The organism is Solicola agrisoli (genome assembly GCF_049059935.1).
Lineage (GTDB): Bacteria > Actinomycetota > Actinomycetes > Propionibacteriales > Nocardioidaceae > JAURVT01.
In genome coordinates this window covers 15,390-27,740 of record NZ_JBMGQR010000004.1, presented here as the reverse complement: position 1 = coordinate 27,740, position 12,351 = coordinate 15,390, and the positions used below count along the sequence as shown (strand labels likewise).

Genomic DNA, 12,351 nt, shown 5'->3' with positions numbered 1-12,351 from the left:
GTCAGGCGGCGGGGATCGCGACCGCCACCGGGAAGGGGTCGAGCCGTCCGATCACCAGACGGCCGGCGCCGGTGGGCACCTCGAAGGCGACGCACCGCTCGTCGTCCACGTCTGCGCAGCCGGTGGATGGCGCCTCGATGTAGCCGCCGTCCGGCGTCTCGAAGCGAGCGTCACCACCGAGGAGCGGGGCTGGTTCCGCCCCGTCGGGGCCGATCCTGGTCACGACCTCGACGTTACGGATGCGCCGGCCGTCGAAGGTGCTGGCTGGGCCGAGCCGCAGCGCGAGCAACGTGACCTCGGTGGTGCCCACCCGTACGGGACGGGACTCCACTAGCGACGTGGGAGGCCGCACCGGCTGCTGAGGTTCGTCGGTGCCGGGGGCCTCTGGCAGGGCGAGCCTCTCGAACTGGTCCGGATCGTCGCCGGAGACGGGGCCGTCCGGCTCATGGTGCGTGAGCACGGCGACACACACCACCCCGACCACGGCGGCGAGCAGTCCGAGGCCGAGCCACCGCGCGCGCGTCACGGGCGCGGCGCCCACAGGTCGGTCCACGCCACGCCCAGCTCGGCCAGCACCTCGCGCAGCAGGGGCAGCGAGATGCCGACGACGTTGTGGTGGTCGCCCTCGATGCCGCGGACGAACGCGCCGCCGAGGCCGTCGATCGTGAACGCGCCCGCCACCCACAGCGGCTCGCCGCTCGCGACGTAGGCCTCGATCTCGGCGTCGTCGACGTCGGCGAAGTGGACGGTGGTGGCCGCGCCGCGGGTGATCTCGCGGCCGCCGTGGGAGACGCAGTGCCCGGTGTGCAGGACCGCCGACCGGCCGCGCATCCGGCGCCAGCGACCCACCGCGTCCGCGGCGTCGTCGGGCTTGCCCAGGATGTCGCCGTCGAGCGCGAGCACGGAGTCGCAGCCCACCACGAGCGCGTCGGACGGAAGGTCGCCGGCGACCGCGCGGCACTTGAGCTGCGCCAGCCGTGACGCGACGTCCGCCGCGCCCGGCCCCGTCACCTGCGACTCGTCCACGCCCGACACGATCACCTCGGGCTCGATCCCCGCCGCCCGCAGCGTGGCGAGACGGGCCGGCGACTGCGACGCCAGCACGAACCTCATGCCGCCACCACGTCCACCAGCCGGTCGGCCAGCAGTGCGTCGACCGCCTCGCGGGAGCCGCCGATGCCCGCGTCGGGCGGGTCGACGTCGAACGCGACGAACCACGCGCGGTCGTCGGGCCAGACCATCGCGGGCGGCTCGTGCGGCCAGGCCGGGAGGTCCGAGACGGCCGCGGTGAACAGCCAGTACGACCGCATCGCGACCTCGCCCGGGGGCCGCACGTGGAAGCGCGGCGCGACGAGGTCGAGCCCCCAGCCCTCCCACAGCGCGACGTGCAGGTCGTCCGGGGTGGTCGTGAACGCCGCCAGCGTCGCGCAGGCGCGGTAGAGCGCACCGGGCTCGTCGTGACGCGGGTCCTCGTCGTCGGTGAACCGCAGCCGCGCGTAGGCCTCGTACCCGGCCGGGCCCGTCGAGACGAGCCGCTGCCACGGCTCGGTGCGCCCCGCCTCGGCGACCCAGGCGGCGGGCGTCAGGTCGGTGCTCGGACGGATCATCGCGCTAGCCCGGGAACGCGGACGCCCGCCAGCCGCCGGGACCGTGCGAGTGCGGCGGACGGACGGCGCGCGCGGGGTCGCCCCAGGCCGACCGCCGACGCGGCTTCGCCGCCCGCACGGCCTCGGCCGCGGCGGCGCGACGGGCGGCGATCACCGTGACGAGCGCGACCAGCTCGTCGTCGGTGGGCTCGCCCTTGACCACGCGCAGCATCGGCGGCCGCGGTGCCTCGGCAGCCTCGCTCACAGGTCCCTCCCCGTTCGCGTCGCTCACAGGGGGATGTTCCCGTGCTTCTTGGGCGGCAGCGTCTCGCGCTTGGTGCGCAGCAGCCGCAGCGACCGGACGACCTCCGAGCGGGTCTCGTGCGGCTGGATGACGGCATCGACGTAGCCGCGCTCGGCGGCGGTGTACGGGTTGGCCAGGGTGCGCTCGTAGTCGTCGATCAGCTCGACGCGACGGGCCTCGGGGTCGTCGGCGTTCTTCAGCTCGTTGCGGTACAGGATGTTGACGGCGCCCTGGGCGCCCATCACGGCGATCTGCGCGGACGGCCACGCGACGTTGACGTCGGCGCCGAGGTGCTTGGAGCCCATGACGTCGTACGCGCCGCCGTAGGCCTTGCGGGTGATGACGGTGACCAGCGGGACGGTGGCCTCGGCGTAGGCGTAGATCAGCTTGGCGCCGCGGCGGATGATGCCGTTCCACTCCTGGTCGGTGCCGGGGAGGAACCCGGGCACGTCGACGAAGGTGAGCACGGGGATGTTGAAGGCGTCGCAGGTGCGGACGAAGCGGGCGGCCTTCTCGGACGCGTCGATGTCGAGGGTGCCGGCGAACTGCATCGGCTGGTTGGCCACGACGCCGACGCTGCGGCCCTCGACCCGGCCGAAGCCGATGACGATGTTGGGCGCGAACATCGACTGCACCTCGAGGAAGTCGCCGTCGTCGACGACCGACTCGATCACCGTGTGCATGTCGTACGGCTGGTTGGGCGAGTCGGGGATCAGCGTGTCGAGCGCGCGGTCGACGTCGGTGAGCTCGAGGTCGGGCTGCTCGTCGTAGGCCGGCGCGTCCTCCATGTTGTTCTGCGGCAGGAACGACAGCAGCGCCTTGGTGTACTCGAGCGCGTCGTCCTCGTCGGTGCCCATGTAGTGGGCGTTGCCGCTCTTGGTGTTGTGGGTGCGCGCACCGCCGAGCTCCTCCATCGTGACGTCCTCGCCGGTGACGGTCTTGATCACGTCGGGGCCGGTGATGAACATGTTGGAGGTGCCGTCGACCATCACGGTGAAGTCGGTGACCGCGGGGGAGTAGACGTGGCCGCCGGCGCAGGCGCCCATGATGAGCGAGATCTGCGGGATGACGCCCGACGCGTGCACGTTGCGGCGGAAGATCTCGCCGTACAGGCCGAGCGAGACGACGCCCTCCTGGATGCGCGCGCCCGCACCCTCGTTGATGCCGACGATGGGGCTGCCGGTCTTCATGGCGAGGTCCATCACCTTGGTGATCTTCTCGCCGTAGACCTCGCCGAGCGAGCCGCCGAAGACGGTGAAGTCCTGGCTGAACACGCACACCTGGCGGCCGTCGACCGTGCCGTAGCCGGTGACGACGCCGTCGCCGTAGGGACGCTTCTCCTGCAGGCCGAACGCGGTGGACCGGTGGCGCGCCAGCTCGTCGAGCTCGACGAACGAGCCCTCGTCGAGCAGCTTCTCGACGCGCTCGCGGGCGGTCATCTTGCCCTTGGCGTGCTGCTTCTCGACGGCGCGCGCGGACCCGGCGTGCACGGCCTCGTCGAGGCGGCGGTCGAGGTCGGCGATCTTGCCGGCGGTGGTCTGCAGGTCTGGGCCCTCGTCCGGGGCGGCGGCTTCGCTCACGCGCGACACACTAACGCCGACCCCCGTCGGACGCGTGTGACAGGCTCACGGGCGTGACCTTCTCCGACCTGGACCGGCCGCCCCTCGACGCCGCGGCGCTGACCCACGCGCTGGTCGGCCCGGGCACCTGGTGGCGCGACGTCCAGGTCAGCGCCAGCACCGCCAGCACCAACGCCGACCTCGCCGCGCTCGCGGCCGACGGTGCGCCCGAGGGCACGCTCGTCACCACCGACCACCAGCAGGCCGGCCGTGGACGAATGGGCCGGCCCTGGACGGTGCCGGCGCAGGCGGCCATCAGCGTCTCGGTGCTCCTGCGCCCCGACCCCGTGCCGGCCGACCGCTGGTCCTGGCTGCCGCTGCTCGTGGGCATCGCCGTCGCCGAGACGGTGCAGGCCGCGGGCGTCGACGCCGTCCTGAAGTGGCCCAACGACGTGCTCGTCGGAGACCTCAAGCTCTCGGGGATCCTGGTCGAGCGGGTCTCGACCGACGTGGGGCCGGCCGCCGTCGTCGGCGTCGGGCTCAACGTCCACCAGAGGCAGGACGAGCTGCCGGTGCCCACCGCCACGTCGCTCGCGCTCGCCGGTGCCGTCACCACCGACCGCACCGTCCTGCTCCGCTCGTACGCGCGCACGCTCGAGGCGCTCTACCGCGCCTGGGCCGCCGCCGAGGGCGACCCGCAGGTGGGGCTGCTCGACTCCTACGTCCGCCGCTGCTCCACGCTCGGCCAGCAGGTGCGGGTCGAGCGGACCGGCGAGGAGCCGCTGCTGGGCGAGGCCGAGGCCGTCGACGCCGGCGGCCGCCTGGTCGTCCGCTCCGAGGGCGTGCGGCACGCGCTGAGCGCCGGCGACGTCGTGCACGTGCGTCGTCGCGCGTGACACCATCAGCCTCATGGGTGTGTCACGCAAGCTCCTGACCGACGGCGAGGACGTCGTCCTCTCGGTCCGCACCCACGTCAAGGTGCTCGCGCTGCCGGTGGTCGTCCTGATCGCCACCTGCGGGCTCGGCGGGTTCCTCGTCGCGCTCGCGCAGGACACCGGCTCGGCCGAGCCGCTCACCATCGCGGTGCTCGTGGTGGCCGCGGTCGTCGTCCTGTGGTGGGTGCTGCGGCCGTTCCTGCGGTGGTTCACCACGTCCTACACGATCACCAACCGGCGCCTGATCGAGCAGAAGGGCATCCTGACGCGCTCGGGACGTGTCATCCCGCTCAACCTCGTCAACGACGTCGCGTTCGAGAAGAACCTCAACGACCGCATCCTGGGCTGTGGCACGCTCGTGGTCTCCAACGCCAGCGAGCAGAGCGGCCTGCGCCTGCCCGACGTGCCGCACGTCGAGTCCGTCCACCGCACGCTCAGCACCCTGGTCTTCGACGTGCACCAGCGAGGTGGCGATGAGCGAGTCTGACCTCGGCGCCCCCGACCCCCGCGACGCCCTCTCGCGCGTCATCCTGGGCGGCGACCCCACGTACACCAACGACGAGGTCGCCGAGCTGACCGGCATGGACGTCGAGGAGGCCGACCGCCTGTGGCGCGCCCTCGGGTTCCCCGACTCCGGCGGCTCGCGCGCCTTCGTCGACGCCGACCTCGACGCCCTGCGCACCGTGCACCAGGCCGTCGAGTCCGGAGTGCTCGACCGCGTGACGGCCATGCGCCTCACGCGCGCCCTGGGCAACACCATGTCGCGCCTGGCCGACTGGCAGGTCTCGACGCTGGCCGAGCTCGTCGAGGGACGGGTCGAGGACGGCTCGTCGTCCAGCCGGCTCGGCTCGGGCCTGGACCTCGTGCGCCAGGTCGGCCCCGCGTTCGAGCGGCTGCTCGTCTACGCCTGGCGGCGCCACCTCGCGGCCGCGCTCGTGCGCGTCGAGGCGCTCGGTGCCGCCGACGAGGACCTCCTGCACCAGGTGCTCACCGTCGGGTTCGTCGACCTCGTCAGCTTCACCGCGCTGTCCAACGGCATCGACGACGCCGCGCTCGGCGACCTCGTCGAGGGCTTCGAGAGCCGGTGCGCCGACCTCGTCACCGCCGGCGGCGGTCGCCCGATCAAGACCCTCGGCGACGCCGTGCTGTTCGTCGCCGAGTCCCCGCAGGCGGCCGTCGAGATCGCCTTCGCGGTGATCGAGGGCATCGGGCGTGACTCCTCGCTGCCCGACGTCCGGGTCGGCCTGGCCACCGGTCCGGTGATCAGCCGTCTCGGCGACGTCTACGGCCCGCCGGTCAACCTCGCCGCACGGCTCACGTCGGTGGCCCGGCGCAACCGCACCATCACCGACCAGCCCACCGCCGACCGCCTCGACGAGGGCTTCGAGTGGCGCACGCTGCCGCCGCGTCCGCTGCACGGCTTCGGCAACATCGAGCCGATCGCCGTCCGCCGCGCCTGGGCCTACGAGGGCTGAGGCTCGGCCTTCTCCGGCGGGAACACGAACGTCCGGTAGGCCCAGAAGCGGAACGTCGTGCCGAGCACCAGGCCGACGCCGTTGGCCGACAGGTTGTCGGCGAGCTGGCTGGTGAACCCCAGCAGGTAGTGCGAGACGGCCAGGCAGCCCACCGAGATCAGCAGCCCCAGGCCGTTGAAGACGAAGAACAGCACCAGCTCGCGGCGGTGGTCGCCGCGCGGGCGGTGGCGCCAGGTGAGCTGGCGGTTGCCGATGTAGGTGATCACGGTCGCGACGACCACCGAGATGATCTTGGCGGTCACCGGCTTGTCGGCCAGCGGGGCGCCCTCGCCGAAGCGCAGCAGGTTGAACAACCCGACGTCGGTGATGAACCCGGTGAGCCCGACCAGTCCGAACAGGACCACCTCGCGTCCGAGTCCGCGGTCCGCGAGACGCATCAGCGCAGCACGGATCAGGGCGACGATGGGGGACTCCTCGGGAAGGTCGACCTCCGAGATTAGCCTGCGGTGTGCGCTACGTCGGTGTGGACCTCGCCTGGGGCACCCGGGCCCGGACCGGCCTCGCCGCCCTCGACGACGACGGCGCGCTGCTCGACCTCGCCGAGGGGCGGGACGACGCCGACGTCCTCGCCTGGCTGGAGCCGCACGTGCAGGGCCCGTGCCTGGTGGCCTTCGACGCACCGCTCGTGGTGCGCAACGCGTCGGGGCGGCGGCCGGCCGAGGCCGCGCTGTCGGCGGTGTTCGCCCGCTACGGCGCGGGCTGCCACCCCACCAGCCTGGCGCGTCCGGAGTTCGCCGACGGCGGCCGCGCCCACCGTCTGGCCGCGGCGCTCGGCCTCGGCCTGGACCCGGACGCGTCGGACACCGATCGCGTCGCCCTCGAGGTCTACCCGCACGCCGCCACCGTCGCCCTGTTCGGGCTCGACCGGGTGCTCACCTACAAGCACAAGCCCGGACGCGACCTGCCCCTGCTGCGGTCCGAGCTGCTGCGGCTCTGCCGCCTGCTCGAGGGCCTCGCCGACGCCGACCCGTCCCTGACGCTGGACGGCCCGGTGTGGCACGACGTCGTCGCGCAGGTGGAGGGTGCGACGCGCAAGAGCCACCTCAAGGCCGTCGAGGACCGCGTGGACGCTGTCGTGTGCGCCTACGTCGCGCTGCACGCGGCCCGGCGCCCGCACGACGTGCGCCGGTTCGGCACGGTGGCCGAGGGGTTCGTCCTGACCCCCGTCGACGACCGCACCCGCTGACCGGGCCGACCTGGTCTAGGCTCGCGGCCGTGGACAACCCGACGCAGGCGCCGGTCATCGCGATCGTCGGAGGCGGGCAGCTCGCCCGGATGATGGAGCAGGCGGCGGTCGCCCTGGGCGTGCCGATCCGGCTCCTCGCCGAGGGGCCCGACGTCTCCGCCGCGCAGGTCGCGCGCGACCCCGAGGTCGGCGACCACACCGACCTGGACGACCTGCGCCGCGTCGCCGAGGGCTGCGCGGTCGTCACGTTCGACCACGAGCACGTGCCGCCGGAGCACCTGCGGGCGCTCGAGGCCGAGGGCCACGCGTGCCGCCCGGGCCCGCACGCGCTGCTGTACGCGCAGGACAAGGGCGAGATGCGTCGCCGGCTGTCCGAGATGGGCGTGCCGTGCCCGCGGTGGGCGCTGGTGGGCAGCCCGGCCGAGGTGACGACGTTCGCCGGGTCCGAGGACGGCTACCCGGTCGTGCTCAAGACCACCCGCGGCGGCTACGACGGCAAGGGCGTCTGGGTCGTGCACGACGAGGCGGGCGCGGCGGACGCGTTCGCGTCGGGCGTGCAGGTGCTCGCCGAGCAGAAGGTCGACTTCGTCCGCGAGCTGTCGGCGCTCGTCGTCCGCTCGCCGTCGGGGCAGGTGGCGGCGTACCCCGTCGCGCAGTCGTACCAGCTGGACGGCATCTGCAAGGAGGTCGTCGTCCCGGCACCCGACCTGTCCGACGAGCTGTCGCTCGAGGCGCAGGACGTCGCGATGCGCGTCGCGTCCGAGCTGGACGTGGTGGGCGTGCTCGCCGTCGAGCTGTTCGAGACCGCCGACGGTCGCGTGCTCGTCAACGAGCTGGCCATGCGTCCGCACAACACCGGGCACTGGAGCATCGACGGCGCGATCACCAGCCAGTTCGAGAACCACCTGCGTGCCGTGCTCGACCTCCCGCTCGGCGCGCCGCAGGCCCGCGCGCCGTGGACGGTGATGGTCAACATCCTCGGCGGCGAGGTGGGCAACCTGCACGACGGCTACGCCCACGTCTGGGCGCGCGACCCCGCCGTCAAGGTGCACCTGTACGGCAAGGCGGTGAAGCCCGGACGCAAGGTCGGTCACGTGACCGCCTACGGCGACGACCTCGACGACGTCCTCGAGCGCGCGCGGCACGCCGCCGCCTGGTTCGAGGGCACCCTCCCCGACGAGCAGGAGTGACGATGGCCGACCAGCAGGCCCGCGTGGGCATCGTGATGGGCTCGGACTCGGACTGGCCGACGATGGAGGCCGCCGGCATCGCGTGCGAGGAGCTCGGCGTGCCGTACGAGGCCGACGTCGTCTCGGCCCACCGGATGCCCGACGAGATGCTGGCCTACGGCCGCGAGGCCCACACCCGCGGCATCCAGGTGATCATCGCCGGCGCCGGGGGAGCGGCCCACCTGCCCGGCATGCTCGCCGCGGTCACGCCGCTCCCGGTGATCGGCGTCCCCGTCGCGCTGAAGTACCTCGACGGCATGGACTCGCTGCTGTCGATCGTGCAGATGCCCGCGGGTGTCCCGGTGGCCACCGTCGCCATCGGCAACGCACGCAACGCGGGGCTGCTGGCCGTCCGCATCCTCGCCGCGTCCGACGAGGGTCTGCGCGAGAAGATGATCGCGTTCCAGGCCGAGCTGGCCGACGTGGCGCGCGCGAAGGGTCAGTACATCAGGGAGCGGTAGTGCTCGGGGTCGTAGTGCTGCTGCAGCTCGGCCATCGGCGTGTCCGGGCTCGCCGCCTTGGCGATCTGGGCCTGAGTCGGGAGGTCGTCCGCGGGCCACGCCTCGGGGTCCCACAGGTCGGAGCGCAGGAACGCCTTGGAGCAGTGGAAGAACACCTCGTCGACGGCGACCTCGGTGACGATCGTCGGACGGTGGCCCTTGACCTCCATCGCCTCGGCGTAGGGGGCGTCGACGAGCAGGCGCGCGCGTCCGTTGACGCGCAGGGTGTCGCCGCGACGCGGCACCAGGAAGATCAGGCCGACGCGCGGGTTCTGCAGGATGTTCTCGAACCCGTCGACGCGTCGGTTGCCCGGACGGTCGGGCAGCGCGATCGTGCGGTCGTCGATCACGTGCACCGCCCCGGCCGGGTCGCCCTTGGGCGAGACGTCCATCGAGCCGTCCGCGCCCGTGGTCGCCACCAGGTGGAACGGCGACCGCGCGAGCCACGCGCGGTGCAGGTCGTCGAGCCGGTCGCGGACCTTGCCGGCCGCTCGCTCGTTCGGGTGGCCGACGACGTCGCGCAGCTCGTCGACGGTGGTGATCTCACGCGTCTGGGGCACGTGTCGATCCTAGGCGGCCGGGCTGGTCCCAGATGTTACCGACGATTAACATGGACCCCATGAGCGCCGACGAGATGTTCACCCTGTCCGAGGAGCACCGCGCGATCCGCGAGGCCGTGCGGGCGGTCTGCGACGACAAGGTGGCGCCCTACGCCGCGGCCGTCGACGCCGAGGCGCGCTTCCCGCGGGAGGCCTACGAGGCGCTGCGCGCGTCGGACTTCCACGCCCCGCACATCGCCGAGCAGTACGGCGGTGCCGGTGCCGACGCGCTCGCGACCGTGCTGGTGATCGAGGAGGTCGCCCGCGCCGACGTCTCCGCGTCGCTGATCCCCGCGGTCAACAAGCTCGGCACGATGCCGCTGGTCATCGCCGCGTCCGAGGAGCTGAAGCAGAAGTACCTCCCGGCGGTCGCGTCGGGGGAGTCGATGTTCTCGTACTGCCTGTCCGAGCCCGACGCCGGCAGCGACGCCGCCCACCAGCGCACGCGCGCGGTCCGCGACGGCGACCACTTCGTGCTCAACGGCGTCAAGCGCTGGATCAGCAACGCCGGCGAGTCCGACTTCTACACCGTGCTGGCCACGACCGACCCCGACCAGCGCTCGCGCGGCATCAGCGCCTTCGTGGTCGAGAAAGCCGACGAGGGCGTGTCGTTCGGCGCCCCCGAGACCAAGCTCGGCATCAAGGGCTCGCCCACCCGCGAGGTCTACCTCGACGACGTCCGCATCCCCGCCGACCGGATGATCGGCGCCGAGGGCACCGGCTTCGAGACCGCCATGAAGACCCTCGACCACACCCGCGTGACGATCGCCGCCCAGGCCGTCGGCGTCGCGCAGGGGGCGCTCGACTACGCGCTCGGCTACGTGCAGGAGCGCCAGCAGTTCGGCAAGGCCCTCGCGGAGTTCCAGGGCCTGCAGTTCATGATCGCCGACATGGGCATGAAGCTCGAGGCCGCGCGCCAGCTCACCTACGCCGCCGCCGGCCGCTCCGAGCGTGGCGACAAGGACCTCACGTTCTTCGGCGCCGCCGCCAAGGCTTTCGCCTCCGACGTCGCCATGCAGGTGACCGTCGACGCCGTCCAGCTGCTCGGCGGGTACGGCTACACCCGCGACTACCCCGTCGAGCGGATGATGCGCGACGCCAAGATCACCCAGATCTACGAGGGCACCAACCAGGTCCAGCGGATCGTGATGGCCCGCCAGCTCCTCGCCGGGATCCAGTCGAACCTCTGATCCTCGGGAGTCACGCTTGACCCTGACGCAGGGTCAGGGTCCGACAGTGGCCGCATGACCACCACGACACCTGCGATCGAGGTCCACGGCCTCACCAAGTCCTACGGGGACCACGTCGTCCTGGCCGGCGTCGACCTGACGGTGCCCGAGGGCTCCGTCTACGCGCTGCTCGGCCCCAACGGCGCCGGCAAGACGACCGTCGTCACCATCCTGTCCACCCTCCTGGGCCCCGACGACGGCGCGCTGCGCGTCGCCGGGTTCGACGTGAGGAGCGAGCCCGCCGGGGTGCGGGCCGCCATCGGCGTCACCGGCCAGTTCTCGGCGCTGGACGAGCTGCTCACCGGTCGCGAGAACCTCCGCCTGATGGCCGACCTCGCGCACCTCGACCGGACCGCGGCGACGCGCACCGTCGACGACCTGCTCGAGCGGTTCGACCTCGTCGACGCCGCCGACCGCCGCGCCCAGACCTACTCCGGCGGGATGAAGCGACGGCTCGACCTCGCCATGACGCTCGTCGCGCGACCGCGGCTGATCTTCCTCGACGAGCCCACGACGGGCCTCGACCCGCGCAGCCGCCGCGACCTGTGGCAGATCGTCCGCGAGCTCGTCGCCGACGGCGTCACCGTCCTGCTCACCACGCAGTACCTGGAGGAGGCCGACCAGCTCGCCGACCGGATCGGGGTGCTCGACGGCGGACGCCTGGTCGCCGAGGGCACGGCGGCCGAGCTGAAGCGGCGGGTTCCCGGCGGCCACGTCACGGCCCAGCTCGCCGACGGCTCGGTCACCCAGCTCCCCCACGACGGCACCGTCACCGGCCTGCAGAAGGTGCTCGCCGGCCTCGACGACGACGCCGTCACCGCACTGACCGTCGAGTCGGCCGACCTCGACGACGTCTTCCTCGCCCTCACCGGAAAGGTCCACGCATGAGCGCCACGCACACCGTCCGCGACTCGGCCACGATGCTGCGTCGCAACCTGCTCCACGTCCGCCGCTACCCGTCGCTGTCGGTCATCCTGGTCGTCCAGCCGATCGTCTTCCTGCTGCTGTTCGTGTACGTCTTCGGCGGGACGATGGGCGCCGGGCTGCCCGGCGTCGACGGCGGCGGCGACCGCGGCGACTACCTGGTGTTCATCACGCCGGGCATCCTGATCCAGACCGTCGCCAGCGTCGCGCTGGGCACCGCGATCTCCACCGCGACCGACATGACCACCGGGATCATCGCCCGGTTCCGGACGATGGACATCGCGCGCGTCTCGGTGCTCACCGGGCACGTGCTGGGCGCCGTCATCAAGACGGTGCTCGCGGTCGTCGTGGTGGCCGCGGTCGCGTTCGGGCTGGGGTTCCGCTCCGACGCCGGGCCGCTCGAGCTGCTCGGGACGTTCGGGCTCCTCGTGCTGATCGCCTTCTCGCTGACCTGGCTGACCGTCGGCATGGGGCTGGCGGCCGACAGCGTCGAGACGGCCAGCAACACCCCGATGTTCCTGGTGCTCCTGCCGTTCGTCAGCAGCGGCTTCGTGCCCACCGACGCGATGCCGACGGGCCTGCGCCTGTTCGCCGAGCACCAGCCGTTCACGCCCATGATCGACACGCTGCGGGCCCTGGTCACCGGGGCGCCGACGGGCTCGGACGTGTGGCTCGCCGTCGGCTGGTGCGTCGTCATCGCGATGGTGGGGTTCGTCTGGTCGCGCCGGCTCTTCCTGCGCGTGCCGTCCAGGTAGGAGACTCAGG

General features: G+C 72.7%; 16 protein-coding genes. 9 read left to right on the top strand and 7 right to left on the bottom strand.

Going from position 1 to position 12,351, the window contains the following annotated elements:
- Position 1: 1 nt before the first annotated feature.
- The 5 genes from ACI6PP_RS02720 to ACI6PP_RS02700 are packed head-to-tail and all read right to left on the bottom strand — an operon-like array spanning position 2 to position 3,470.
- A complete protein-coding gene (locus ACI6PP_RS02720) occupies positions 2–541 on the bottom strand; it encodes a hypothetical protein (protein ID WP_421108865.1) in 540 nt (179 codons plus the stop codon).
- On the bottom strand, positions 523–1,113 hold the full coding sequence (locus tag ACI6PP_RS02715) for a Maf family protein (RefSeq protein ID WP_421108864.1): 591 nt from the start codon (positions 1,111–1,113) through the stop codon (positions 523–525). The genes ACI6PP_RS02720 and ACI6PP_RS02715 overlap by 19 nt, the downstream gene beginning before the upstream one ends.
- The gene (locus ACI6PP_RS02710; protein WP_421108862.1) at positions 1,110–1,607 is read right to left on the bottom strand and encodes a hypothetical protein; all 498 of its coding nucleotides are present in this window, start codon (positions 1,605–1,607) and stop codon (positions 1,110–1,112) included. Before ACI6PP_RS02710 ends, ACI6PP_RS02715 begins: the two co-directional genes overlap by 4 nt.
- 4 nt (positions 1,608–1,611) lie before the next feature.
- A complete protein-coding gene (locus ACI6PP_RS02705) occupies positions 1,612–1,851 on the bottom strand; it encodes an acyl-CoA carboxylase subunit epsilon (protein WP_421108861.1) in 240 nt (79 codons plus the stop codon).
- A 23-nt stretch (positions 1,852–1,874) separates the two neighbouring features.
- Positions 1,875–3,470: an acyl-CoA carboxylase subunit beta gene (locus ACI6PP_RS02700; protein ID WP_421108859.1), complete on the bottom strand. Its 1,596-nt coding sequence runs from the start codon at positions 3,468–3,470 to the stop codon at positions 1,875–1,877.
- A 53-nt stretch (positions 3,471–3,523) separates the two neighbouring features.
- On the opposite strand from ACI6PP_RS02700, the gene ACI6PP_RS02695 reads away from it, so the two are divergent.
- The 3 genes from ACI6PP_RS02695 to ACI6PP_RS02685 are packed head-to-tail and all read left to right on the top strand — an operon-like array spanning position 3,524 to position 5,859.
- Complete coding sequence (locus ACI6PP_RS02695; RefSeq protein WP_421108858.1) at positions 3,524–4,345, top strand: biotin--[acetyl-CoA-carboxylase] ligase; 822 nt, start codon at positions 3,524–3,526, stop codon at positions 4,343–4,345.
- 19 nt (positions 4,346–4,364) lie between these two features.
- A complete protein-coding gene (locus ACI6PP_RS02690) occupies positions 4,365–4,871 on the top strand; it encodes a PH domain-containing protein (protein ID WP_421108856.1) in 507 nt (168 codons plus the stop codon).
- A complete protein-coding gene (locus ACI6PP_RS02685) occupies positions 4,858–5,859 on the top strand; it encodes an adenylate/guanylate cyclase domain-containing protein (RefSeq protein ID WP_421108855.1) in 1,002 nt (333 codons plus the stop codon). Before ACI6PP_RS02690 ends, ACI6PP_RS02685 begins: the two co-directional genes overlap by 14 nt.
- Here the strand turns inward: ACI6PP_RS02685 and ACI6PP_RS02680 are convergent.
- Positions 5,847–6,296: a GtrA family protein gene (locus ACI6PP_RS02680; RefSeq protein ID WP_421108853.1), complete on the bottom strand. Its 450-nt coding sequence runs from the start codon at positions 6,294–6,296 to the stop codon at positions 5,847–5,849. The two genes, ACI6PP_RS02685 and ACI6PP_RS02680, sit on opposite strands and share 13 nt — an antisense overlap.
- A gap of 71 nt (positions 6,297–6,367) precedes the next feature.
- Here ACI6PP_RS02680 and ACI6PP_RS02675 point away from each other — a divergent pair, with 71 nt between their 5' ends.
- From ACI6PP_RS02675 to purE, 3 genes are read left to right on the top strand one after another with little or no spacing between them, the layout of a single operon-like run.
- Entirely contained in the window at positions 6,368–7,105 is a 738-nt protein-coding gene (locus ACI6PP_RS02675) for a DUF429 domain-containing protein (protein ID WP_421108851.1), read from the top strand.
- Positions 7,106–7,134: 29 nt separating this feature from the next.
- Positions 7,135–8,295 (top strand): 5-(carboxyamino)imidazole ribonucleotide synthase, encoded by a 1,161-nt coding sequence (locus ACI6PP_RS02670; RefSeq protein WP_421108849.1) that lies wholly within the window; start codon positions 7,135–7,137, stop codon positions 8,293–8,295.
- A 2-nt stretch (positions 8,296–8,297) separates the two neighbouring features.
- Positions 8,298–8,795, top strand: a complete 498-nt coding sequence (gene purE, locus ACI6PP_RS02665) for a 5-(carboxyamino)imidazole ribonucleotide mutase (RefSeq protein WP_421108847.1) — start codon at positions 8,298–8,300, stop codon at positions 8,793–8,795.
- Here the strand turns inward: purE and ACI6PP_RS02660 are convergent.
- A complete protein-coding gene (locus ACI6PP_RS02660; RefSeq protein WP_421108845.1) occupies positions 8,774–9,394 on the bottom strand; it encodes a pyridoxamine 5'-phosphate oxidase family protein in 621 nt (206 codons plus the stop codon). The genes purE and ACI6PP_RS02660 overlap by 22 nt on opposite strands.
- A 59-nt stretch (positions 9,395–9,453) precedes the next feature.
- On the opposite strand from ACI6PP_RS02660, the gene ACI6PP_RS02655 reads away from it, so the two are divergent.
- The 3 genes from ACI6PP_RS02655 to ACI6PP_RS02645 are packed head-to-tail and all read left to right on the top strand — an operon-like array spanning position 9,454 to position 12,341.
- A complete protein-coding gene (locus ACI6PP_RS02655) occupies positions 9,454–10,623 on the top strand; it encodes an acyl-CoA dehydrogenase family protein (RefSeq protein ID WP_421108843.1) in 1,170 nt (389 codons plus the stop codon).
- Positions 10,624–10,677: 54 nt separating this feature from the next.
- Positions 10,678–11,550: an ABC transporter ATP-binding protein gene (locus tag ACI6PP_RS02650; protein WP_421108841.1), complete on the top strand. Its 873-nt coding sequence runs from the start codon at positions 10,678–10,680 to the stop codon at positions 11,548–11,550.
- Positions 11,547–12,341, top strand: coding sequence for an ABC transporter permease (locus ACI6PP_RS02645; protein ID WP_421108840.1), 795 nt, complete (start codon positions 11,547–11,549; stop codon positions 12,339–12,341). The genes ACI6PP_RS02650 and ACI6PP_RS02645 overlap by 4 nt, the downstream gene beginning before the upstream one ends.
- Positions 12,342–12,351: the final 10 nt, after the last annotated feature.

What these genes read in the sequence shown, in the direction of transcription:
- ACI6PP_RS02715 (WP_421108864.1), bottom strand. Translation starts at nt 1,113, where the DNA reads ATGAGGTTCGTGCTGGCGTCGCAGTCGCCGGCCCGTCTCGCCACGCTG.
- ACI6PP_RS02710 (WP_421108862.1), bottom strand. Translation starts at nt 1,607, where the DNA reads ATGATCCGTCCGAGCACCGACCTGACGCCCGCCGCCTGGGTCGCCGAG.
- ACI6PP_RS02685 (WP_421108855.1), top strand. Translation starts at nt 4,858, where the DNA reads ATGAGCGAGTCTGACCTCGGCGCCCCCGACCCCCGCGACGCCCTCTCG.
- ACI6PP_RS02680 (WP_421108853.1), bottom strand. Translation starts at nt 6,296, where the DNA reads ATGCGTCTCGCGGACCGCGGACTCGGACGCGAGGTGGTCCTGTTCGGA.
- purE (WP_421108847.1), top strand. Translation starts at nt 8,298, where the DNA reads ATGGCCGACCAGCAGGCCCGCGTGGGCATCGTGATGGGCTCGGACTCG.
- ACI6PP_RS02655 (WP_421108843.1), top strand. Translation starts at nt 9,454, where the DNA reads ATGAGCGCCGACGAGATGTTCACCCTGTCCGAGGAGCACCGCGCGATC.
- ACI6PP_RS02650 (WP_421108841.1), top strand. Translation starts at nt 10,678, where the DNA reads ATGACCACCACGACACCTGCGATCGAGGTCCACGGCCTCACCAAGTCC.
- ACI6PP_RS02645 (WP_421108840.1), top strand. Translation starts at nt 11,547, where the DNA reads ATGAGCGCCACGCACACCGTCCGCGACTCGGCCACGATGCTGCGTCGC.